The 22737-nt window shown below is 71.4% G+C and carries 17 protein-coding genes; 8 read left to right on the top strand and 9 right to left on the bottom strand.

The window, feature by feature from the left end:
• Positions 1-93: 93 nt before the first annotated feature.
• The 3 genes from TAE01_RS02450 to pruA all read left to right on the top strand — a co-directional run bounded on the left by TAE01_RS02450 (position 94) and on the right by pruA (position 3108).
• Positions 94-807, top strand: coding sequence for an SGNH/GDSL hydrolase family protein (locus TAE01_RS02450; RefSeq protein ID WP_147063083.1), 714 nt, complete (start codon positions 94-96; stop codon positions 805-807).
• A gap of 155 nt (positions 808-962) precedes the next feature.
• Positions 963-1361: a DUF4870 domain-containing protein gene (locus TAE01_RS02455; protein WP_147063085.1), complete on the top strand. Its 399-nt coding sequence runs from the start codon at positions 963-965 to the stop codon at positions 1359-1361.
• Between the two features lie 118 nt (positions 1362-1479).
• Positions 1480-3108: an L-glutamate gamma-semialdehyde dehydrogenase gene (gene pruA / locus TAE01_RS02460; protein WP_147063086.1), complete on the top strand. Its 1629-nt coding sequence runs from the start codon at positions 1480-1482 to the stop codon at positions 3106-3108.
• A 133-nt stretch (positions 3109-3241) separates the two neighbouring features.
• Here pruA and TAE01_RS02465 read toward each other — a convergent pair whose 3' ends face one another.
• From TAE01_RS02465 to TAE01_RS02475, 3 genes are all read right to left on the bottom strand, one after another.
• Positions 3242-3739, bottom strand: a complete 498-nt coding sequence (locus tag TAE01_RS02465) for a DUF2505 domain-containing protein (protein WP_147063088.1) — start codon at positions 3737-3739, stop codon at positions 3242-3244.
• A 124-nt stretch (positions 3740-3863) separates the two neighbouring features.
• Positions 3864-4355 (bottom strand): hypothetical protein, encoded by a 492-nt coding sequence (locus tag TAE01_RS02470; protein WP_147063090.1) that lies wholly within the window; start codon positions 4353-4355, stop codon positions 3864-3866.
• Positions 4352-4672, bottom strand: a complete 321-nt coding sequence (locus TAE01_RS02475; protein ID WP_147063092.1) for a hypothetical protein — start codon at positions 4670-4672, stop codon at positions 4352-4354. Before TAE01_RS02475 ends, TAE01_RS02470 begins: the two co-directional genes overlap by 4 nt.
• A 231-nt stretch (positions 4673-4903) precedes the next feature.
• On the opposite strand from TAE01_RS02475, the gene TAE01_RS02480 reads away from it, so the two are divergent.
• Together TAE01_RS02480 and TAE01_RS02485 are read left to right on the top strand one after the other, a co-directional pair.
• Positions 4904-10015: an NAD-glutamate dehydrogenase gene (locus tag TAE01_RS02480; protein ID WP_147063094.1), complete on the top strand. Its 5112-nt coding sequence runs from the start codon at positions 4904-4906 to the stop codon at positions 10013-10015.
• 154 nt (positions 10016-10169) lie between these two features.
• Complete coding sequence (locus tag TAE01_RS02485) at positions 10170-11657, top strand: sensor histidine kinase (RefSeq protein ID WP_147063096.1); 1488 nt, start codon at positions 10170-10172, stop codon at positions 11655-11657.
• 134 nt (positions 11658-11791) lie between these two features.
• On the opposite strand, the gene TAE01_RS02490 is transcribed toward TAE01_RS02485, so the two are convergent.
• The gene (locus tag TAE01_RS02490) at positions 11792-12040 is read right to left on the bottom strand and encodes a WhiB family transcriptional regulator (protein ID WP_142177174.1); all 249 of its coding nucleotides are present in this window, start codon (positions 12038-12040) and stop codon (positions 11792-11794) included.
• 344 nt (positions 12041-12384) lie between these two features.
• Between TAE01_RS02490 and TAE01_RS02495 the strand changes: the two genes are divergently transcribed.
• The gene (locus TAE01_RS02495) at positions 12385-12846 is read left to right on the top strand and encodes a hypothetical protein (protein ID WP_186815014.1); all 462 of its coding nucleotides are present in this window, start codon (positions 12385-12387) and stop codon (positions 12844-12846) included.
• Here TAE01_RS02495 and TAE01_RS02500 read toward each other — a convergent pair.
• The 5 genes from TAE01_RS02500 to TAE01_RS02520 all read right to left on the bottom strand — a co-directional run bounded on the left by TAE01_RS02500 (position 12839) and on the right by TAE01_RS02520 (position 20067).
• Positions 12839-13708, bottom strand: coding sequence for a GDSL-type esterase/lipase family protein (locus TAE01_RS02500; RefSeq protein ID WP_147063098.1), 870 nt, complete (start codon positions 13706-13708; stop codon positions 12839-12841). The two genes, TAE01_RS02495 and TAE01_RS02500, sit on opposite strands and share 8 nt — an antisense overlap.
• Before the next feature lie 4 nt (positions 13709-13712).
• Positions 13713-13889 carry a DUF6104 family protein gene (locus tag TAE01_RS02505; protein ID WP_147063100.1) on the bottom strand — a complete coding sequence of 59 codons (177 nt, stop codon included), beginning with the start codon at positions 13887-13889 and terminating at the stop codon, positions 13713-13715.
• A gap of 177 nt (positions 13890-14066) precedes the next feature.
• Positions 14067-18011 (bottom strand): multifunctional oxoglutarate decarboxylase/oxoglutarate dehydrogenase thiamine pyrophosphate-binding subunit/dihydrolipoyllysine-residue succinyltransferase subunit, encoded by a 3945-nt coding sequence (locus TAE01_RS02510; RefSeq protein WP_147063102.1) that lies wholly within the window; start codon positions 18009-18011, stop codon positions 14067-14069.
• Between the two features lie 155 nt (positions 18012-18166).
• Entirely contained in the window at positions 18167-18970 is an 804-nt protein-coding gene (locus TAE01_RS02515) for an ABC transporter permease (protein WP_147063104.1), read from the bottom strand.
• Entirely contained in the window at positions 18967-20067 is a 1101-nt protein-coding gene (locus TAE01_RS02520; RefSeq protein ID WP_246111095.1) for an ABC transporter ATP-binding protein, read from the bottom strand. Before TAE01_RS02520 ends, TAE01_RS02515 begins: the two co-directional genes overlap by 4 nt.
• Before the next feature lie 225 nt (positions 20068-20292).
• Here TAE01_RS02520 and TAE01_RS02525 point away from each other — a divergent pair, with 225 nt between their 5' ends.
• Positions 20293-21696: a hemolysin family protein gene (locus TAE01_RS02525; RefSeq protein ID WP_147063106.1), complete on the top strand. Its 1404-nt coding sequence runs from the start codon at positions 20293-20295 to the stop codon at positions 21694-21696.
• Positions 21693-22730, top strand: coding sequence for a hemolysin family protein (locus tag TAE01_RS02530; RefSeq protein WP_147063108.1), 1038 nt, complete (start codon positions 21693-21695; stop codon positions 22728-22730). Before TAE01_RS02525 ends, TAE01_RS02530 begins: the two co-directional genes overlap by 4 nt.
• Positions 22731-22737: the final 7 nt, after the last annotated feature.

Below are 22737 nucleotides of genomic sequence, written 5' to 3' on the forward strand. Positions count from 1 at the left end.
GTCGTCCACCTCGTCCCCGTCCGTGGAGGCCTGAGCGTCCACGGGCTGGTCCGGGGGACTCGCAGCCGATGCATCCCTTGTTACCTTGCCCGGATGGACTTCACCGCTGACGAGTACGCGCGCCGCGATGCCGACCGACTCCGCGAGATCCTCGCCGGGCCTCCCGTGACCTGGGTGTTCCTCGGGGACAGCATCACGCAGGGCGTCACGCACACGCACGGTCACCGCGGCTACGTCGAGCACTTCGCCGAGCGCGTCCGCGGTGAGCTCGGCCGGCGTGGTGACGCGGTCATCAACTCCGGTGTGTCGGGAGCCACGACCGAGGACCTGCTTCCCGAGTTCCACTGGCGCGCAGGGCGGTTCGCTCCCGACGTCGTCTTCGTGATGTTCGGCACCAACGACATCCTCGCCGGTGAGGACGGCGTGCGAGGGTTCCGCTACCGGCTCGACCAGATCGTCCAGCGCTCCCGGGACGTGGGCGCCACCGTCGTGCTCCAGACCCCGCCGCCCGTGCTCGAGGAGGGCGGCCGCAGTCCCCACCTCCTCGCCCTCTACGCCGACGCGGTGCGCGAGGTGGCCCGCGACCTCGGCGTCCTCGTCGTCGACCACTCCGGAGCGTGGGCGAGCGCGGCCGGCGACGCCGGTGACGACGTCGCGCCGGCGGGCTGGCTCGACGACGCGTTCCACCCCGGCGCTCGCGGGCACCACGAGCTGACGCTGACGCTCCTGTCGACCCTCGGCATCTCCGACCGGACCAGCGACGTGTGCTCGCTCCAGGTCGACGACGCCGTGGGCGCCCCCGCCTGACCACCCGGCATACGACCCGACCCGACCCGGCCCGACCCGGCCGACCCGGCCGACCCGGCCCGGCTCAGCTCGCGTCGATGGTCAGGGGCAGGTCAGGGTCGGCTCAGGGAACTCCCCAGCAGCGCGACCGGACCGGTCCGCGCGACGATGGGGTCATGACATCACCGATTCCCGACCCGTCTGGCCAGTCCCTGACGCCGACGAGCGACGAGCGCACGTGGGCCGTCCTCGGGCACCTCGCCGCGATCGTCGCCGCGATCGTCTCCGTGGGCTGGCTCAGCTTTGTCGGCCCGCTCGTCATCTGGGCCATCTACAAGGACAGGAGCGCCTTCGTCCGCCAGGCAGCCGCCGGTTCGTTCAACTTCAACCTGGCCGTCTGGGTCGCGATCATCGCCGGCTGGATCATGTTCTTCACGGTCATCCTCATCCCGATCGCCCTCATCGTGTGGTTCGTCGCCGTCGTGGCCGCGCTGTGGTACCACGTGCGCGCCGCGATGGCCGCTGGACGCGGTGAGTCCTTCCTCTACCCGTGGGGCATCCCGGTCCTGCACTGACGGGTCAGGGCTCCCGAGGGCTCCTGCAGGCATGGAACGATGGGGTGGCTCCGCCCACGAGGCGGGCCATCCCGCTCGCCCGGTCGGGCGAGACCCCGTGCCAACCGCAGGAGACTTGATGGACGCCGTGACCCACGTGCCCGCACCGGCCAACGAGCCGGTGCTCGACTACGCGCCGGGCTCGCCCGAGCGAGCCGCGCTCGAGGTCGCCCTCGCCGAGCTGGGGTCGACCCAGACCGAGCTGCCCCACACGATCAACGGCGAGCGCGTCGTCGGCACGGGTCGCAAGATCGCCGTCCGCCAGCCGCACGCCCACCGCAAGGTGCTCGGCACGCTGCGCAATGCGACCGTCAAGGAGGGCCAGGCGGCCGTCGACGCCGCCAAGGCCGCCGCCCCGATGTGGCGCGAGCTGTCCTTCGACGACCGCGCCGCCATCCTGCTCAAGGCCGCCGAGCTGCTCTCCGGCCCGTGGCGCGCGCGGCTCAACGCCGCGACGATGCTCGGCCAGAGCAAGACGGCCTACCAGGCGGAGATCGACGCCGCGTGCGAGCTCATCGACTTCTGGCGCATCAACGTCCACTTCGCCCGCCAGATCCTCGAGCAGCAGCCGCCGCTCAACGCCAAGGGCATCTGGAACCGCTCGGACTACCGCTCTCTCGAGGGCTTCGTCTACGCCGTCACGCCGTTCAACTTCACGGCCATCGCCGGCAACCTGCCCACGGCCCCCGCGCTCATGGGCAACACGGTCGTCTGGAAGCCGAGCCCGACGCAGCAGCTCGCGGCGCAGCTGACGATGGAGCTGCTCGAGGAGGCCGGCATGCCGCCCGGCGTCATCAACATGGTGACCGGCGACGGCATCAACGTCAGCAAGGCCGCCCTGCGCGACCCCGACCTGGCCGGCATCCACTTCACCGGCTCGACGCCGACGTTCAAGCACCTGTGGCACGAGGTCGGTACCAACCTCGACCGCTACCGCACTTACCCGCGCCTCGTCGGCGAGACCGGCGGCAAGGACTTCATCCTCGCCCACCCGAGCGCCGACCCGGCCGTGCTGCGCACGGCGATGATCCGCGGCGCCTTCGAGTTCCAGGGCCAGAAGTGCTCCGCCGCCTCGCGGGCCTACGTCCCCGCCTCGGTGTGGAAGCAGATCAAGGGCGACCTCGTCGACATCACGAACGGCCTGAGCCAGGGCGACGTCACCGACCTGTCCAACTTCATGGGCGCCGTCATCGACGACCGCGCCTTCGCCAAGCACCAGGACGCCATCGACCGGGCCCACGCGACCACGGGCATCGACGTCGTCGCCGGAGGCACCTATGACGACTCCGTGGGCTACTTCGTGCGCCCGACGGTCCTCGAGATCAAGGACGCCGCCGACGAGTCCTTCCGCACCGAGTACTTCGGCCCGATCCTGTCGGTGCACGTCTTCCCCGACGCGCAGTACGACACCGTGCTCGACCAGATGGAGCGGTTCGCCCCCTACGGCCTGACCGGTTCGATCATCGCCCAGGACCGGCGCGCCATCGCCGACGCCACGAAGCGCCTGCGCTTCGCCGCCGGCAACTTCTACGTCAACGACAAGCCGACCGGCGCCGTCGTGGGCCAGCAGCCCTTCGGCGGGGGCCGCGCCTCGGGCACCAACGACAAGGCCGGCGCTGCGCAGAACCTGCTCCGCTGGACCAGCGTCCGCTCGATCAAGGAGACGTTCGTCCCGCCGACGAACCACGCCTACCCGCACATGGGCTGATCGCCCGACCAGGTATGCCGCAGGGCCCGTCTCCGAGTGGAGGCGGGCCCTGCGGCGTGAGGGGCGTCAGGTCGTGAAGACGGCTCGGCGGGCAGTGGGGTGGTGTGGTCGAGCGTCGAGCCGGGCCGAGGGGTCAGGCGTGCTCGGCGAGCCAGGCGTTGCCGGTGCGCTGCTCGCTGCGGATCGCGTCGATGACGGCCGGGGCCGCGGCCTTCTCGACCTTCCCGCCGAAGAGCGGGATCGAGGCCTTGAGGTCGCCGTCGATGGTGATCTGCGTGCCGCCCCCGGTGGGCGCGAGCCGGATCGTCGACCGCATCGCGACCGGGGCCCCGGCCACCTCGACGGTGAGCGTGCCGGTGCGGGTGCCGTCACCGGCGGCGCCACCCCACTCGTACGTCTCCGTCACCGAGAGGGTCGGGCCGACGATCGACTTGGCGAAGTCGGGCAGGTCGTCGGCAGGCAGGTCGCGCTTGGTGACGACGCGGGCGCCGTCGCCGGCGGGGCTGACCGCGGCCTCGTGCCGCTGCGCGCCGGCCTCGACGCACTTGCGCTCCTGGAACGCCCGGTCGGTGACCATGGCGTAGACGGCCTCTGGCGGCGCGGCATACGTGATCGTCTCGGAGATCTTCATGGTCGCAACGCTATTGCACGCGAGCCCGCGGGCGAGGACGTGTGTCGAGCAGGTCGAGCAGGTCGAGCAGGTCGAGTCGGCCGTCGAAGCGCACGACGAGGGCCGCACGCTCCCGGCGGGGTGCTCAGGCGCCCGAGCGGGCCCGGTCCGAGAGCGCTGCGAGCGTGGCCGTCGACGCCTCTAGCTCGCGGCGCAGCCGGGCCTGCTCCCGTGAACGCACCGCCGTCACCCGGTTGAGCAGCTCCTGGAGCCGCTCGCGCTCGGCGAGCCGCTCGGCCGGCTCCACCCGGCTCGGGCCGGAGCGTTCGACGACGAGCTGGCCGTCGATGACGAGGTCACAGCGGGTCAGCGCCGGCTCGAGGGTGCGCACGCGCGCCGCCGACTCGACCGCGGTCGTCGTCCACGACTGGAGCAGTCCACCGACGCGGTCGAGCTCCGTCGCGGCCCGGGCCACGAGGTCGCGTTCGGTCCCCGTGGCGTCGGGGGAGCCGGTACGTCCGGCGCGTCGTGCGGTCGCGTCGAGGTCGACGACGAGGTCTGCCAGCCGCCGTGCCTGCGTGCGCAGCGCTCCTCCGAGGGCCGAGGTGGAGCCGACGTCGCCCGGGGAGAACGTCATCGGACACCACCGTGCCGCGCCGTGGAACCGGCTGCGGCGGAGGGGGACCCGTCACCCTGCGACGGTGGGCTGTGCCGGCCCGGCCGCCCGGAACCGAGCTCGAGCAGCCGTTCCTCGAGCGCCTCCGACAGGGCACGCAGGGTGTCGGCCGCCTGCTCGACCCACGTGTCGAGGACACGCTGGGTCGGGAGGTCGCCGAGGTCGGGCAGGTGCGTCAGCAGCTCGTCCGACATGGTCCGGGTCGCCGAGCGGGCGGTCGTGAGCGTCCGGAGGACCGCTGGGTCCGCAGCACCCGCCCCCGGGCTCCCGTCGGTCATGCCACCACTCTAGGGACTCCCCGTCACCTCGCCCCGAGTTCTCCACCGGCGTCGCGGCGGCCTCCCCGACGTGTCGGTGCCCGGCGGCGGGCCGGTTCGGGCGTGCCGACGGACGGCGATAGGCTCACATCGTGAGATGCGCGGCACAACGACGTGTCGCCGCACAGGCCGCACGGTGAGGAATCCGACTACCGCATGTCAGCGTCACTCGAACAGTCTCGAATCGACGTCATGAAGGCCGCCGCGGCGGCCGTGGCGCCCGTCCCCCGCCGTGGGCGGGGCCGATCCGGAGGTGCGGCGCCCGGCGAGCTGGAGGAGTTCCTCCGCGCCTACTACCGCCTCGTGGCCACCGAGGACCTGCTGGCCCGTCCGGCTCGTGAGCTCGCGACGATCGCCACCGAGCACCGCGCCTTCGCGCAGCAGCGTCAGGTGGGCACCTTCAACGTGCGGGCCTTCAACCCCAAGGCCGACGACGAGGGCTGGTCCACGGGTCACTCCGTCGTGCAGGTCGTCGTCGACGACATGCCCTTCCTCGTCGACTCGGTCGTCGCGGCGCTCGGCGGCTTCGACCGCGGCGTGCACCTCATCGTCCACCCGCAGATGACGGTCTCCCGTGACATCACGGGCGAGCTCAAGTCGGTCATCACCGACGGCTCGACCACCGTGCGGTCGAGCTCGGTGGGCCTCGTCCGCGAGTCGTGGATGCACCTCGAGATCGACCGCCTCCCGGACGACGGGCTGCCCGACGTCGAGGCGCGTCTGCACCACGTCCTCGAGAACGTCCGCGACTCGGTCGAGGACTGGCCCAAGATGCGGGCCCACGCCCTGACCATCGCGAGCGAGCTGCGGTCGGCGACCCCGCCCGGCACCGACCCCCACCACGCCCGCGAGGCCGGACGCTTCCTCGAGTGGCTCGCGCACAACAACTTCACCTTCCTCGGCTACCGCGAGTACTCCCTGGCGCACGAGAACGGCAAGGACGTCTCGCGCCAGGTGCCCGGCACCGGCCTCGGCCTGCTGCGCTACGACCGGCCTTCCGCCGGAAAGGGGCTCGTGCTCACCCCGGCGGCCAGCCGGGCTGCGCGCGACTCGAGCATCCTCATCATCACCAAGGCGAACTCGCGGGCCACGGTCCACCGCGACGTCTACCTCGACTACATCTCGGTCAAGCGCTTCGACGCGCGCGGCGAGTGCGTCGGCGAACAGCGCTTCCTCGGCCTTTACGCCTCGGCCGCCTACAACGACACGATCCACGACATCCCGCTGCTCGACGTGCGCGCCCAGGAGGTGCTGCGCCTGACCGGCCTGTCCGCCGACAGCCACTCGGGCAAGGACATCCTGCAGATCCTCGAGACCTACCCGCGCGACGAGCTCTTCCAGACGAGCCCGACACAGCTGGCCGAGATCGCGACGAGCGTCCTGCACCTGCAGGAGCGCCGCAAGACCAAGCTCTTCCTGCGCCGCGACGAGTTCGGGCGTTTCGTCTCGTGCCTCGTCTACCTGCCGCGCGACCGCTACAACACGACGGTGCGCCTGCGCATCGAGGCCATCCTCCTCGACGCGTTCGGCGGCGAGAACATCGACAACACGACCCGGGTCAGCGAGTCCACGCTCGCCCGCCTGCACTTCGTCGTGCGTATGCCGGCCGGTACCGACATCCCCGAGGTCGACGAGGTGGCCCTCGAGCAGCGCGTCATCGACGCGACCCGCACGTGGGACGAGGACCTCTCCGAGGCGCTCGGTGAGGCGCGTGGGCTCGAGGGGGCGGCGCGCACCATGGCGGCCTACGCCAAGGCCCTGCCCGAGGCGTACAAGGAGGACTTCGACGTCGCCACGGCGGTCGACGACCTCGACCGCATCGACGCGCTCGGTGACGGTGACCGCACGACGGGGCTCCACCTCTACGACGACCCGGTCTCCGACGACCCGCGGGAGCGGCGCTTCAAGCTCTACCGCCGGGCCGACCTCTCCCTCACCCAGGTGCTGCCGCTCTTCACGCACCTCGGCGTCGAGGTCACCGACGAGCGTCCCTACGAGGTGCCCGGGCCCGACGGCCGCACCCTGCACATCTTCGACTTCGGCCTGTGCGCCGACGTGCAGACCTGGGGCTCCGGCGACGCCGCCGTGGCCGAGGACGTCCGCGGGCGTTTCGAGGAGGCCTTCCGGGCCGTCTGGGACGGCCGCGCCGAGTCCGACGGCTTCAACGCCCTCGTGCTGGCAGCGGGTCTGACCTGGCGCCAGGTCGTCATCCTGCGCACCGTCGCGAAGTACCTCCGCCAGACGGGCTCGACGTTCTCGCAGGACTACGTCGAGTCGGCTCTCGCGGCCAACACCGGCATCGCGCGCAGCCTCGTCGAGCTCTTCGAGGCGCGCTTCGACCCCGACGCGTTCCCCGACACCGACTCGGGCCACGACAAGCGTGCGGCGCGCCAGAAGCACATCGTGAGCGGCATCCGGGAGGCCCTCGACGACGTCGCGAGCCTCGACCACGACCGCATCGTCCGGGCGCTGCTCGGGGTCATCCTCGCCAGCCTGCGCACGAACTTCTACCAGCCCGACGAGGCGGGGCACGACAAGCCGTACGTGTCCCTCAAGCTGAACCCCAAGAAGGTCCCCGACCTGCCCGCGCCCCGCCCGATGTTCGAGATCTGGGTCTACAGCCCCCGCGTCGAGGGTGTCCACCTGCGGTTCGGCAAGGTCGCCCGCGGCGGTCTGCGCTGGTCCGACCGGCGCGAGGACTTCCGCACCGAGGTCCTCGGCCTCGTCAAGGCCCAGATGGTCAAGAACGCCGTCATCGTGCCGACCGGCAGCAAGGGCGGCTTCTACGCCAAGCAGCTGCCCGACCCCGCCGTCGACCGGGCAGCGTGGCTGGACGAGGGCATCGCCTCGTACAAGCTCTTCATCTCGGGCCTGCTCGACGTCACCGACAACCTCGTGTCGGGCCAGGCCGTGCCGCCGCGCCGGGTCGTGCGCCACGACGAGGACGACACCTACCTCGTCGTCGCCGCCGACAAGGGCACCGCGAAGTTCTCCGACATCGCCAACGGGCTCTCGGCCGACTACGGCTTCTGGCTCGACGACGCCTTCGCCTCGGGCGGCTCGGCGGGCTACGACCACAAGGGCATGGGCATCACGGCCCGCGGTGCCTGGGAGTCGGTCAAGCGCCACTTCCGCGAGCTCGGCGTCGACACGCAGACGCAGGAGTTCACCGTCGTCGGCGTCGGCGACATGAGCGGCGACGTCTTCGGCAACGGCATGCTCCTGTCCGAGCACATCCGTCTCGTGGCCGCCTTCGACCACCGGCACATCTTCGTCGACCCCACCCCCGACGCCGCGACCTCGTACGCCGAGCGCCGACGGATGTTCGACCTGCCGGGGTCGTCGTGGGCCGACTACGACGCGTCGCTCATCAGCAGGGGCGGCGGCATCTTCCCCCGGTCGGCGAAGTCGGTGCCCGTCAGCCCGCAGATGGTCGCGGCGCTGGGCCTGCGGGCCAACACCAAGAGCCTGACGCCGGCCGAGCTGATGAAGGCGATCCTGCTCGCGCCGGTCGACCTGCTGTGGAACGGCGGCATCGGCACCTACGTCAAGGCGGCCACCGAGACCAACGGCGAGATCGGTGACCGGGCCAACGACGCCATCCGCGTCAACGGCGGCGACCTGCGCTGCAAGGTCGTCGGTGAGGGTGGCAACCTCGGGGCGAGCCAGCTCGGCCGCATCGAGGCCGCGCTCGCGGGCGTGCGGGTCAACACCGACGCCATCGACAACAGCGCCGGGGTCGACACCTCCGACCACGAGGTCAACATCAAGATCCTGCTCACCGAGCTGACCCGCTCGGGCGAGCTGACGACGAAGCGCCGCAACACCCTGCTCGCGTCGATGACCGACGAGGTCGCCGAGCAGGTGCTGCGCGACAACTACGAGCAGAACGTCCTGCTCGGCAACGCCCGCGCGCAGCAGCACGGGATGCTCGGGGTGCACGAGCGGCTCATCCAGTTCCTCGAGGCCGAGGGCGACCTCGACCGTTCGCTCGAGTTCCTGCCGAGCGACGCCGTCATCGCCCGTCGCCAGAAGGACGGTCTCGGCCTGACGTCGCCGGAGTTCTCGGTGCTCGTCGCCTACGCCAAGCTCTACCTCAAGAACCAGCTCATCACCACGTCGCTGCCCGACGACCCCTGGTTCGAGACGACGCTGGCGGAGTACTTCCCGAAGCCGTTGCGGGGCAAGTACGCCGAGCAGATCGCGGCCCACCCGCTGCGGCGCGAGATCATCACGAACGCGGTCGCCAACTCGATGGTCAACCGTGGCGGCATCACGTTCGCCTACCGGGCCGGCGAGGAGACCGGGGCGTCGCCGGAGCAGGTGGCGCGCGCCTACGTCGTGTGCCGGGAGGTGTTCGACCTCGCAGGGTTCGTGCGCCGCGTGGAGGAGACCGACAACGTCGTGAGCACCGCGGCGCAGACCGCGCTCTACCTCGAGTTCCGCCGGCTCATCGACCGGTCGGTGCGCTGGTTCCTCACCTCGCGTCCCGCCTCGCTCGACATCGCGGCGGAGGTCGCCCGCTTCCGCCCCGGCATCCAGGCGTTCTCCGGTCGCATCGGGGAGCTGCTCCAGGGCAGCGAGCGCACCCGCCTCACCCGTCGGGCGCGAGAGCTCGAGGGCAAGGGGGTGCCGGAGGAGCTCGCCCTCGGCGCCGCGTCCCTGCTCGACCTCTACTCGCTGCTCGACTGCATCGAGATCGCCGAGGACACCGGCGAGAAGCTCGACGACGTCGTCGGGGTCTACTTCCTGACCTCCGAGACCTTCTCGATCGACGCCATGCTCACGAGGGTCACGATGCTGCCCCGCGACGACCGCTGGGACGCCATGGCCCGAGGCGCCCTGCGTGACGACCTCTACGCCGTGCTCGAGATCCTGACGCGCTCGGTGCTCGAGGTCAGCAGCGCCGACCACGACGCAGCGGCTCGCCTCGCCGAGTGGTCCGACCTCAACGCCGACGCGCTGGGTCGGGCTCGGGCGGCGCTCGGCGGGATCGAGCGGATGAGCCATGCCGGCATCGCCGCTCTCTCGGTCGCCCTGCGCACCCTGCGCACCGTGACGAAGCCCGCCTCGTCGGGGGCTCCGGCTCCCGCGCCGACGGCCTCGCCGGACCAGCCCGCACCGACGACCACGGCGGCGCCGACGTCGGCGCCGGCGAAGAAGACCCCGGCCAGGAAGACAGCGGCCAGGAAGACAGCGGCCAAGAAGACAGCGACGACTCAGGCTGCTGCGACGAAGAAGGCAGCCACGAAGAAGGCAGCCACGAAGAAGGCAGCCACGAAGACCGCGGGCTCACGCACCTGACCCGATGATTGGCTTGCCGGGTCGAGGTGCGCCGTCGCGCAACGCCACGACGCACCACCTCGACCCGGCGATCTCGTCGTGAGGGAGCCGGGCAGCCCTTCGGATGGCGGGGGTGCCCACCCGTGGTCGGCGTGAGTCTCACTAGGCTCGTGGCGTGGCGACCCTGAGCGAGCTCCTGCGCGGCCGGACGAACCTGCCCGACCACGACGTCGAGTGGCTGCAGCTGCTCGTCGGCGACTGGCAGCTCGTGGCCGACCTCTCGTTCGCCGACCTCGTGCTCTGGGTCAGGTCGACGGGCGAGCGGTGGGAGGCCGTGGCCCACGTGCGACCCACCACCGGACAGCTCGTCTTCGTCGACGACCAGGTCGGCCGGGTCGCCGACCCGGGACGCACGCGGGACCTACTCGACGAGGCCGCGTCCGAGCAGCGCATCCTGCGGGTGCGGCAGGTCGTCGTGACCCACGAGCAGGGCCCGGACCAGTCGGTCCGCGAGGAGTACATCCCGGTCGTCCGCGGGGGCCACGTCGTCGCCGTCATGACGCGCCACACGAACCTCTGGACGACGCGGACGCCCAGCCGGCTCGAGCTGACCTACCTGGCCACGGCCGACGCGCTCTGCCGGATGGTGACCGGGGGAGAGTTCCCGCACAGCGGCGCCCCGACCGGGCTGCGACGCGGTGCGCCCCGCGTCGGTGACGGTGTCATCCGGCTCGACGTCGACGGGGTCGTCACCTACGCGAGCCCGAATGCCGTCTCGGCGCTCCACCGTCTCGGGCACCTCGGCGAGGTCGTCGGTGCGAGCCTCGCGCAGATTGTCACCGACAACGTCCGGGAGTCCTCCCCGGTCGACGAGGGGCTGCCGCTCGTCGTGACCGGGCGCCAGCCCTGGCGCACCGAGGTCGTGGCCGGTGGGACGACGGTGTCGATGCGGGCCATCCCGCTCACCGAGGCGGGCCAGCGTTTCGGAGCCATCGTGCTCATGCGTGACGTCGGTGAGCTGCGGCGCCGGGAGCGCGAGCTGATGACCAAGGACGCGACGATCAGGGAGATCCACCACCGCGTCAAGAACAACCTCCAGTCGGTCGCCGCGCTGCTGCGCCTGCAGTCACGTCGCCTGCCCGACGGCGAGGCCAAGCTCGCGCTGGCGGAGGCCGAGCGCCGGGTCGGGACCATCGCCATGGTCCACGAGCAGCTGAGCCAGGGATTCGACGAGACGGTCGACTTCGACACCATCGCCCAGCGGGGCCTCAACGCCGTCGTCGAGGTGTCGGCCAACGGCGCACCGGTCCACACGGTCACCCGCGGCTCGTTCGGGCGGCTGCGGGCCGAGGACGCGACGTCGCTCGCGATGATCATGAGCGAGCTCGTCCAGAACGCCATCGAGCACGGTCTCGGGGACGCCGGCGGCGAGGTCCGCATCGCCATCGAGCGCGTCACCGACGACCGGGGTCAGACGAGGCTCACCGTCTCGATCGAGGACGAGGGCAAGGGCATCGACCCGGCACGGCGACCCGGGTCGGGCCTGGGCACGCAGATCGTCCAGTCTCTCGTCGGCGACCTCGGGGGCCGCATCACGTGGGAGCCGCTCGTGCCGCACGGCACCCGGGCCCGCTTCACCGCGACGCTGCGTCCCGTCAGCTGAGGGGCGGCCACCCACGGGCCCGGAGCCATCACGTGGGACCGCGGCGCGCAGCGTGCGCGGGCACCCAAAAGCCCGGCGACCGTGACGGTCACCGGGCTCGCGGACGGTTGTCGTGCGGAGGGGTGGTCGAGAGGTCAGCCGGCGCGGCGGGCGCGGGCGTTGCGACGCTTCAGGGCGCGTCGCTCGTCCTCGGAGAGGCCGCCCCAGACGCCGGCGTCCTGGCCGGTCTCGATGGCCCACTTGAGGCAGGTGTCCATGACCGGGCAGGTCCGGCACACGGCCTTCGCCTCCTCGATCTGCAGGATGGCCGGGCCGGTGTTCCCGATGGGGAAGAACAGCTCCGGATCGGCCTCGAGGCAGGCAGCGCGGTCGCGCCAATCCATGTGGCGTGCTCCTTCATGTATGTCGGTTCGCACCGGCGTCCGGGTGTCGGTCGCGGTGCATGTGCGGGGCGCCAGCGTCGTTGTCGGAGCCAAGTCATGGTGTCGTCGTGTCCTGGGGGATGACCCCCTGACCAACGGAAACGCGCACGAAGATGTTCCGTACGCGTTGCGGGCCATGATCCAGTGTGACCAGAGACCATGTCCGTGTTCAACGCCTTGGGCGCCGATCACACCAAGGACTGAGTCTATCGGCAGTCGGCTCCCAGTTCCATACCTCGAGGCTGCGAGCCGCCCGTCAGCCCGGCCGCGACGGGTCACGACGACGGCATCGCTAGGCTGGTGGCGTGACCGAATCGACGTCCTCGACCCGCGTGGTTCGCGGATCCCACCGCGCGGCAGGGTTGCTCACGCTGGTCGAGGCCGTGGCGGTGCTCGGCTTCACCGGCTTCTACGTCTACGAGATGGTGACGGGCGCCACAGAGGACCTGACCCGCGCAGCCACCTCCGGCGCCCTGATCCTCGTCTTCGGGGTGGGCCTGCTCGCCCTGGCCCGCGGCTGGGCGCGCGCCGCCGACTGGCCCCGGACGCCGACGGTGCTCTGGAACGCGCTCCTGCTGCCGGTGGCGTGGTCGCTGCAGGAGTCCGGTCGCACGCCGGTCGCGCTCGCCGTGGCGGTCGTCGCGGTCGCGAGCATCGCGGCCGCGGTGTCGGCCCCCGGCCGCCGCGACGCGACGGACGACGCTGCCGAGCGGACCGGAGACCCTGACGACGCCCAGGGCCGTGGCCCCGGCGGCCGGATCAGCTGAGCGAGAGCCAGTCGTTCCACCCGTTGTGGAGCACGAGCCAGGCAATGAGGCCGTACCCGGCCTGTCCCGGATGGGCGCGGTCGGGGCTCGCGGCGAGATCTGCCATCCACTGGTCGTGGGTGGCGAGCGGGCGGAAGCAGTCGACGTAGGTGATGCCACGGCGTGAGCACACGTCGGCCTGCGCCTCGGCGAGGGCCTCGATCTTGCGGTTCATCTCGACGTCGAGGGTCGGCGTCAGGCCGACGACGAAGACGCCGATCCCGGCGTTGGTCGCCTCGTCGAGGACGTTGGCGAGGTTGAGCCGGGAACGGGCCATCGTCATGCCGGTGAGGACGTCGTTGGTGCCGACGTTGAGCACGAGCCGACGCTCCGTGCGGCCCTTCCAGCGGGGGTGGCACTCGGACGCCCAGCGCGACACGATGTCGCCCGAGGTGTTGCCGCGCACGCCGAGGTTGTAGGCGGTGAGGTCGAGGTCGGGATGCTGCGTGCGGGCGACGACGCGACCGACCCAGCCCAGGCCCTTGGGGTCGCCGTAGCCGGCCGTCAGGGAGGCGCCGAGGAAGACCATGCCGACGTCGCGGATGCCCTCGGCGACGGTGAACTCGGCACTCGGGGCGTAGTAGGGGTCCTCGGCGGGCCCTGCCGGGGAGGACGCCGAGTCCGCGGGGCCCGACCCCTCGGCGGGGGCGACGGGAGCGCTCGGCGCGGGAGCGGGCGTCACGGCATACCGCCCCGGGGTGTCGTTGGTGAAGCGGGTGTGGGACGAGGGGTAGGCGGGCCCCACGCCGTAGGGCTCCCTCGGGCCGTCGGGGTTCGTCTCGGCGGTGTGGCCTCGGTCGCCTCGGTCGCTGCGGTCGCTCACGTGCTCAGTCCTCGTCGTCGTCCAGTCGGGCGAGCCACGTCGCGAGTCGCTCGACCGGCACCTCGAACTCGGGGTTGAGGTCGACGAACGTGCGCAGCTGCTCGGCGAGCCACTCGAAGGTGACGTCCTCCTCGCCGCGCCGGGCCGCCAGCTCCTCGATGCCCCTGTCGGTGAAGTACACGATGGGAGGTTATCGCGTGGCGGGGTGGGGCTCGTGGAGGCGGGCCGGGGAGGTGCCCCCGATCTCGGGCCGGGGACGACGAGCAGGTATGCCGTCACGGCCGAACGCAGCGAGGGACCCCACCGTCGTGGTGGGGTCCCTCGCTGCGATGGGGGGCGCCGGTGACGCCGCCCGCGGTCAGCGCCCGAAGGCGCGTTCCATGAGCTCGGCCTGCTCGGCGGCGTGCTTCTTCGACGAGCCGGTGGCGGGCGACGCCGCGGCCTTGCGTGCCACGACGCGCCACGGCCGGGTCTCGCCGAGGTCGCAGAGGTCCTCGTGCAGCCACTGGGCCATGAGCGGCCACGCGCCCTGGTTGCGGGGCTCGTCCTGCACCCACACGAGCTCGGCGCCGGGGTACTTCGCTGCGGCGTCGACGATCTCCTGCTCGGGGATCGGGTAGAGCTGCTCGACGCGGACGACGGCCGTCGAGGTGTCGCCGCGCTTCTCCCGCTCGGCGTCGAGCTCGTGCACGATCTTGCCGCTCGCGAAGAGCACGCGTGTGACGTCCTTGGTGACGCCGTCGTGGTCGGGCAGGACCGGGCGGAAGCCGCCAGCGGTGAAGTCCTCGACCGAGCTCGCGGCCGCCTTGCTGCGCAGCATCGACTTCGGGGTGAAGACGACGAGCGGCGTGCGCGGGCGGGCGTAGGCCTGACGACGCAGCAGGTGGAAGTAGCTCGCCGCGGTGGAGGGGTAGGCGACCGTCATGTTGTTCTCGGCGCACAGCTGGAGGTAGCGCTCGATGCGCGCCGAGCTGTGGTCGGGACCCTGGCCCTCGTAGCCGTGGGGGAGGAGCAGCACGACCGAGCTGCGCTGGCCCCACTTCTGCTCGGAGCTGGAGATGAACTCGTCGACGATCGTCTGTGCCCCGTTGCCGAAGTCGCCGAACTGGGCCTCCCAGAGCACGAGGGCGTCGGGACGCTCGACGGAGTAGCCGTACTCGAAGCCCATCGCGGCGTACTCGGACAGGAGCGAGTCGTAGACCCAGAAGCGGGCCTGGCCCTCCCCGAGGTAGAGCAGCGGGGTCCACTCCTCCGCGTTGTTCTTGTCGATGAGCACCGCGTGCCGCTGGACGAACGTGCCCCGGCGGCTGTCCTGACCTGCGAGGCGGATCGGGGTGCCCTCCTTGAGGAGGGTGCCGAAGGCGAGCAGCTCGGCCATGGGCCAGTCGATGCCGCCCTCGTGGACCATCTGGGCCCGCTTGTCCATGAGCTGCTTGAGCTTCGGGTGGATCGTGAAGCCCTCGGGCGGGTTCGCGAACGTCTCGCCGATGTGGACGATCTCGCTGGCCGGGACACCGGTCTCGGTGGCCGAGCGCACCGGCGCCTCGTCGTCCTGGACCTGCGCGGTCGGACGCTCGAGACCGGCGTTGTCCGGGGCGTCCGAGTCACGGTCGCCGACGGTCGCCGCCGGGGCGGTCTGGGCCTTCTTGGCCTCCCGCGTCTCGACGAAGACCCGCTCCAGCTGCTGCTGGTAGTCCCGCAGCGCGGCCTCGGCGTCCTCGACGCTGATGTCGCCGCGGCCGATGAGCGACTCGGTGTAGAGCTTGCGGACCGATCGCTTGGCCTCGATGAGGTTGTACATGAGTGGCTGCGTCATCGACGGGTCGTCACCCTCGTTGTGACCACGGCGGCGGTAGCACACCATGTCGATGACGACGTCCTTGTTGAACTCCTGGCGGAACTCGTAGGCCAGCTCGGCCACGCGCACGCAGGCCTCGGGGTCGTCGCCGTTGACGTGGAAGATCGGCGCCTGGATCATCCGGGCGACGTCCGTCGAGTACACCGACGAGCGCGAGCTGCTCGGCGAGGTCGTGAACCCGACCTGGTTGTTGATGACGACGTGGATCGTGCCGCCCGTGCGGTAGCCGCGCAGCTGCGAGAGGTTGAGCGTCTCGGCGACGACGCCCTGGCCGGCGAAGGCCGCGTCGCCGTGCAGGAGCACGGGCAGCACGGTGAAGGACTCGCCGGCGAGGTTGAGGCGGTCCTGCTTGGCCCGGACGATGCCCTCGAGCACCGGGTTGACGGCCTCGAGGTGGCTCGGGTTGGCGGCGAGGTAGACCTTCGTCTTGCTGCCGTCCTCGGAGACGAACTCGCCCTCGGTGCCGAGGTGGTACTTGACGTCGCCGGAGCCCTGGACCGACTTCGGGTCCTGGGTGCCCTCGAACTCGCGGAAGATCTGGCCGTAGGACTTGCCTGCGATGTTGGCGAGCACGTTGAGCCGGCCGCGGTGCGGCATGCCGATGCAGACCTCGTCGAGGTTCTCGCCCGCGGCGCGGCACAGGATGCGGTCGAGCAGGGCGATGACCGACTCGCCGCCCTCGAGCGAGAAGCGCTTCTGCCCGACGAACTTCGTCTGGAGGAACGTCTCGAAGGCCTCGGCGGCGTTGAGCCGGCGCATGATCCGCATCTGCTCGTCGCGGTTGGCCTTCTCGTAGGGCCGCTCGACCTTGTTCTGGATCCACTTGCGCTGCTCGGGGTCCTGGATGTGCATGTACTCGATGCCGACGGTGCGGCAGTACGAGTCACGCAGGATGCCGAGGATCTTGCGCAGCTTGAGGAACGGGTAGCCCCCGAAGCCGCCGGTGGCGAACGTCCGGTCGAGGTCCCACAGCGTCAGGCCGTGCGTCGTGACGTCGAGGTCGTGGTGACGGCGCTGCTTGTACTCCAGCGGGTCGGTGTCGGCCATGAGGTGGCCGCGCACGCGGTACGCGTGGATGAGCTCCTGCACCCGGGCGACCTTGTTGATGTCGTCGTCGTGCGAGGAGTCGATGTCCTGGATCCAGCGGACCGGCTCGTAGGGGATGCGCAGCGACTCGAAGATCTCGTCGTAGAAGCGGTTGTCGCCGAGGAGCAGCTGGTGGATGATCCGCAGGTAGTCGCCGCTCTGGGCGCCCTGGATGATCCGGTGGTCGTACGTCGAGGTGAGCGTGAGGATCTTGCTCACGGCGTTCTTGTTGAGGGTCTCGTTGCTCGCGCCCTGCCACTCGGCGGGGTAGTCGAGGGCGCCGACGCCGATGATGGCGCCCTGCCCCTTCATGAGGCGGGGCACCGAGTGGACGGTGCCGATGCCGCCGGGGTTGGTCAGCGAGATCGTCGTGCCCTGGAAGTCCTCGACCGTCAGCTTGTTGGCGCGGGCCTTGCGGACGATGTCCTCGTAGGCGGTCCAGAAGTGGACGAAGTCCATCTCCTCCGCCGACTTGATCGAGGGGACGACGAGGGTGCGGGTGCCGTCGTCCTTCTGCAGGTCGATGGCCAGACCGAAGTTGACGTGGGCGGGCCGCACCAGGGCGGGCTTGCCGCCGACCTCGGTGAAGCCGTTGTTCATCTCGGGCATGAGCGCCAGGGCCTTGACCATGGCGTAGCCGATGAGGTGGGTGAAGCTGACCTTGCCGCCACGCGAACGGGCCAGGTGGTTGTTGATGACGACGCGGTTGTCGATGAGCAGCTTGGCCGGGACGGCGCGCACGCTCGTCGCGGTCGGGACGGTGAGGGAGACCTCCATGTTGGCCACGACGCGCGAGGGCGCGCCGCGCAGCGGGGTCACGACGTCCTCGTTGACCGGTCCCGTGCCCTTGACGGCCGGCATGTCGCGCGGCTTCGGCGCCTCGGCGGCCGGCTCGCCCTTCGGCTCGGTCCTGGGCTCGACCTTCGCCGCCGGGGGTGTGGCCGCAGGAGCGGCGGCAGCAGTCGTTGCCGCAGGCGCGGTCTGGGGAGCAGCCGCAGCCGCGACCGCGGGGGCGACGTGCACCTTCGCCGCGGGAGTGGCGGCGGCGCCACCGTTCGAGGCCCCGTTCGAGGCCCCGTTCGAGGCCCCGTTCGAGGCCCCGTTCGAGCCGTTGGACGGGGCGCTCGTCGCCGGTGCCTTCGTCGTGGTCGCGGCACCCGTGGCACCCGTCGCACCCGTTGCCCGGCGCGCAGCCGCGCCCGTGTCGCCGTCGCCCGGCCGGTAGTCCTCGAAGAACCCCCACCAGGCCTTGTCGACCGAGGTCTTGTCGGTCAGGAACTGCTGGTAGAGCTCGTCGACGAGCCATTCGTTCGGCCCGAATGCTGCAATCGGGTCACCGGACGTGGACTGATCGGACACGACGAATGCGCCTCTTTCGTTGGCTGGGGTGCGTCTTTGCCTATACAGGGGTCAAGCCTAGCCCCGAAGACACGGATACCCGCCGTGGGCCCGGATGTCGATCCGGGTGTCCGGAGAGGCGTTCGTCACGTCGGCCGCCGCCGGTCCGTCACGGCTCAGGTGATGTCGGCGCGCAGCGTCCGCCACGTGCCCAGACCGGCCATGACCGCGGCATACGCCATGAGCACGAGGGCGCCGGCCCACCACGACAGCTGGTGGACCGGCTGCCCGTCGAAGCCGCTGCTCGTGGACTCGAGCATGGCGCTCGTGGCGCGGCTGGGCAGGTAGGGGGAGATGCTCTTGCCCCAGTCGGTCAGCGCGAGCACGAGGCCGAGCAGCGGCTCGACGATCCAGGCCACGGCGACCGAGATGAGCAGCGCGGCGACCTGGTTCGGGATGAGGATGCCGGCGCCGAGGCCGATGAGGGCCCAGAGCCCCAGGACGAGGAGCGACAGGGCGAGGGTGCGCCAGATCGAGGTGTCGGCGAACGGCGCGACGCCCTTGGAGGTCAGCACGACCGTGCCCGCTCCGACGGCCCCGGCGAGCGAGAGCACGCCGTAGAGGGCGCCGACGACGAGGAGCGAGACGACCTTGGCCGCCATGACCCGCCCGCGCCGGGGGAGGGCGAGGAAGGTCGCGGTGATCGTCTGGTGGCGGTACTCCGAGCCGATCGTCATGACCCCGATCGCCAGGGTGAGCAGGTAGCCGACCTGGAGGCCGCCGGTGAAGACGGCCTTGGCCAGGGCGGCGTCGGTGCGAGGTGCGGCGGCAGCCTGTGGCCCGCGCACCGCGTCGCTCGTGAAGACGAAGGCGAAGAGGACCGCGAAGGCCGCGCCGCTGACGAGCACGGCGATGGCCATGCCCCACCAGAGGCGCGTCGTGAAGAGCTTGCGCAGCTCGGCGCGCACCGCGGCGGTCATCGGGGCCTTCCGTCGTCGTCGGGCCGGCCGGCCGGCATCGCGGGCGTGGTCGACGCGCGGCGCTCGACGCGTTCGCCGGGCTCGCCGGACTCGACGGGCTCCGCGAGCAGCGCGGGGTCGATCGGTGGTCCGCTCGGGGGCGGCAGGTCGACGGGGAGGCCCCCCGACGGGCGGGCGTCGAGGTTGCGGTTGCGGTGCTCGTCCCTGTCCGTGAGGTTGAAGAAGAGCTCCTCGAGGTGCGTCTGCTCGCTGCGCAGCTCGTGGATGGCGACGTCGCTGGCGTGGGCCGCGTCGCCGACGACCGCGAGGTCCTCGGTCGTGACCTGTAGCCCGCGCCCCTTCGGGGCGACGCTCAGCCCGCGGTCCCGGAGCGCCTGCGTCAGGCGTTCGGGGTCGGACGTGCGGACGTACGCCGTGGGCTCGCCGCGCAGGTCGGCGACGGTGCCCTGGGCGACCCGCCGGCCGTTGGCGATGATGACGACGTCGTCGACGGTCTGCTCGACCTCGGAGAGCATGTGGCTCGAGATGAGCAGGGTGCGGCCCTCGTCGGCGAGGTGGCGCAGGAAGCCGCGCAGCCAGCGGATGCCCTCGGGGTCCAGGCCGTTGGCGGGCTCGTCGAGGATGATGACCCGGGGGTCGCCGAGCAGCGCGGCGGCGAGGCCGAGGCGCTGCCGCATGCCCATCGAGTAGCCTCCGGCCCGCTTGCGTGCGGCTGCCGGTATGCCGACGAGCTCGAGCAGCTCGTCGACCCTGGAGTCGGGGACCCCGGCCACGGCCGCCTGCACGCGCAGGTGGTTGCGCCCGGTGCGCCCCGGGTGGAAGTTCGTCGCCTCGAGCGCGGACCCGACGACGGTGAGGGGGTTGGCGATCTCGGCGTAGCGGTGCCCGTCGATGGTCGCGGTGCCGTGCGTGGCGCGCACGAGCCCGAGCAGCATGCGCAGGGTCGTGGTCTTGCCGCTGCCGTTGGGGCCGAGGAAGCCGGTGATGCGCCCCGGCTCGACGTCGAAGTCGAGCCCGTCGACGGCGGTGAAGGAGCCGAACCGCTTCGTCAGCCCGCGCACCTCGATGCGCCCGGTGAACTCCGGTCGTCCGTGCACCACCGTGATCCCTCCCTCGTCCCGCGCGCGGGCCGCAGGCCCCCGCCGTGATGCGCTCAACTCAACCACACGGCATACCCCGTCCACACGCAGGTGGCGAAGGTGGCCCGGACCGCCGTGGACTCGAGGTTCTCCTTATAGTTGGGCCACCATGACCTTCCCTCGCGACCAGGTCCCGACCGCCACGGTCGGCTCTGCCGTCCCGGCCCGACGGGCGGTCCTCCGGTGACCGAATGGCTGCTCGTCCTCGGTGCGGTGCTGCTCACCGCGGGCACGGCGCTGTTCGTCGCCGCCGAGTTCTCGCTCGTCGCCATCGACCGGCCCACGGTCCAGCGCGCGATCGACGAGGGCGACGCGCGGGCGCGGGTCGTGCTCCAGTCGCTCAAGCAGCTCTCGACCCAGCTGTCGGCCGCCCAGGTCGGCATCACCCTGACGACCCTCGTCGTCGGCTACCTCGCGCAGCCCTCGATCGGTGTGCTCGTGGCAGGTCCGCTCACGAGTCTCGGGCTCGGGGCCGGAGCCGTCGACGCGCTCTCGAGCGGGCTGGCCCTGCTCATCGCGACGATCTTCTCCATGGTCTTCGGGGAGCTGCTCCCTCAGTTCCTCGGCATCTCGGCGCCGCTCGCCACCGCGAAGGTCGTGGCCCTGCCGGTCCGCGTCTTCGCCGTCATCGCCAAGCCGCTCATCGTCGTGCTCAACGGCTCGGCCAACGGGTTCCTCCGTGCGCTCGGCATCGAGCCGCAGGAGGAGCTGTCGGGCGCACGCACCCCGCAGGAGCTCGCGAGCCTCGTCCAGCGGTCGGCCGAGGCCGGGACGCTCGACGTCACGACCGCGCGCATGCTGACCCGGTCGCTCGGCTTCGGGGAGCGCACGGCCGACGACGTCATGACGCCCCGGGTGCGCTGCACCGGCATCCACCGCGACGAGTCGGCCGACGACGTGCTGCGGCTGTCGCGGCGCACCGGTCACTCGCGCTTCCCGGTCCTCGGGGAGGACTGGGACGACATCGACGGCGTCGTCCACGTCAAGAAGGCGATGGCGGTCCCGCACGAGCGGCGCAAGGACGTGCCGGTCTCGGCGCTGATGTCCGACCGCCTCGTCGTGCCCGAGACGATCCGGCTCGACCCGCTGCTGCGCGAGCTGCGCGAGGGCGGTTTCCAGATGGCCGTCGTCGTCGACGAGTACGGCGGCACGTCGGGCATCGTCACCCTCGAGGACGTCGTCGAGGAGATCGTCGGCGAGGTCTCCGACGAGCACGATCGCAGTCGTCAGGGCGGACGGGAGCTCATCGACGGGTCGTGGACGGTGCCCGGTCTCTGGCGCCCGGACGAGGTGCGTGACGCCTTCGACGCGGACGTGCCGGACGGGACGACGTACGAGACGATGGGCGGCTTCGTCATGACGAGCCTCGGCCGGGTCCCCGTCGTCGGCGATGTCGTGCGCGTGCCCGGCTGGCGCATCAACGTCGTCGGCATGGAGGGCCGCCGGGTGGACCGCCTGCGCTTCGTGCCCGACCCGGAGTCCTTGCCGCCCGGGTCCGCCGACGACCGAGACGGCGTGCCGGCCTCGGCGTCCGCCGGACCGGGTGGGCGTGTGCCGTCGGCCGAGCGGTCGGGGGAGCCCTCGTGAGCGGCCCCTGGGTCTACGTCGTCTCGGTGTTCCTCCTGCTCGGCAATGCCTTCTTCGTCGGTGCGGAGTTCGCTGCCATGGCGGTGCGGCGCTCGACCCTCGAACCGCTCGCCGACGCCGGGAGCAAGCGGGCGCAGTCGTGCCTGCTCGCCCTGGAGCGTCTGGGATCCATGCTCGCGACGGCGCAGCTCGGGATCACCGTCTGCTCGGTGGGGCTCGGCGCGCTCGCCGAAGCGGCCCTGCACCACCTGCTCGAGCCGGTCTTCGCCGGGTGGGGACTGTCCGACGCGTGGGCGAGCGGCGTGGCCCTCGCGCTCGCGCTGCTCATCGTGTCGTACCTGCACGTCGTCGTCGGGGAGATGATCCCCAAGAACCTCGCCATCGCAGGCCCGGACCGCGCCGCGCTCGTGCTCGTGCCGCCGCTCTTCTTCATCGCCAGCGCCCTGCGCCCGATCATCCATGCCATGGAGACCGTCGCGAAGTCGCTCGTGCGCCTCTTCCGCGTCGAGCCCAAGGACGAGATCACCTCGGCCTTCACGGTCGAGGAGGTGGCCCACATCGTCGGCGAGTCGAGGCGTGAGGGGCTCATCGAGGAGGAGCGCCACGGTCTCGTCGCCAAGACGCTCGAGTTCTCCGACAAGCGCGCCCGCGAGGTCGCCGTCGACGTGCGGTCGCTGACGACGGTCGGACTCGGCGCCACCCCCGCCGACATCGAGCGTCTCGTCGCCAAGCAGGGGTTCTCGCGCTACCCCGTCCGCGACGCCGCCGGTGAGATCGCCGGCTACCTCCACCTCAAGGACATCCTCTACGCCGACGACGAGCGGCACGAGCAGCCGATCCCGCCCAAGCGGGTGCGGCGCCTCGCCACGGTCCGCGAGGACGACGACATCGAGGACGTGCTCGCCACGATGCAGCTGACCGGCGCCCACCTGGCCCGCGTCATCGACGGAGACGCCACGGTGACGGGCGTCGTCTTCCTCGAGGACGTCCTCGAGGAGCTCGTCGGCGAGGTCACGGACACGACGCAGCGCTGAGCCGCCG

This window comes from Terrabacter aerolatus (assembly GCF_007991735.1).
Classification (GTDB): Bacteria; Actinomycetota; Actinomycetes; order Actinomycetales; family Dermatophilaceae; genus Terrabacter; species Terrabacter aerolatus.

What these genes read in the sequence shown, in the direction of transcription:
- TAE01_RS02450 (WP_147063083.1), top strand. Translation starts at nt 94, where the DNA reads ATGGACTTCACCGCTGACGAGTACGCGCGCCGCGATGCCGACCGACTC.
- TAE01_RS02455 (WP_147063085.1), top strand. Translation starts at nt 963, where the DNA reads ATGACATCACCGATTCCCGACCCGTCTGGCCAGTCCCTGACGCCGACG.
- pruA (WP_147063086.1), top strand. Translation starts at nt 1,480, where the DNA reads ATGGACGCCGTGACCCACGTGCCCGCACCGGCCAACGAGCCGGTGCTC.
- TAE01_RS02465 (WP_147063088.1), bottom strand. Translation starts at nt 3,739, where the DNA reads ATGAAGATCTCCGAGACGATCACGTATGCCGCGCCGCCAGAGGCCGTC.
- TAE01_RS02470 (WP_147063090.1), bottom strand. Translation starts at nt 4,355, where the DNA reads ATGACGTTCTCCCCGGGCGACGTCGGCTCCACCTCGGCCCTCGGAGGA.
- TAE01_RS02475 (WP_147063092.1), bottom strand. Translation starts at nt 4,672, where the DNA reads ATGACCGACGGGAGCCCGGGGGCGGGTGCTGCGGACCCAGCGGTCCTC.
- TAE01_RS02480 (WP_147063094.1), top strand. Translation starts at nt 4,904, where the DNA reads ATGAAGGCCGCCGCGGCGGCCGTGGCGCCCGTCCCCCGCCGTGGGCGG.
- TAE01_RS02490 (WP_142177174.1), bottom strand. Translation starts at nt 12,040, where the DNA reads ATGGATTGGCGCGACCGCGCTGCCTGCCTCGAGGCCGATCCGGAGCTG.
- TAE01_RS02515 (WP_147063104.1), bottom strand. Translation starts at nt 18,970, where the DNA reads ATGACCGCCGCGGTGCGCGCCGAGCTGCGCAAGCTCTTCACGACGCGC.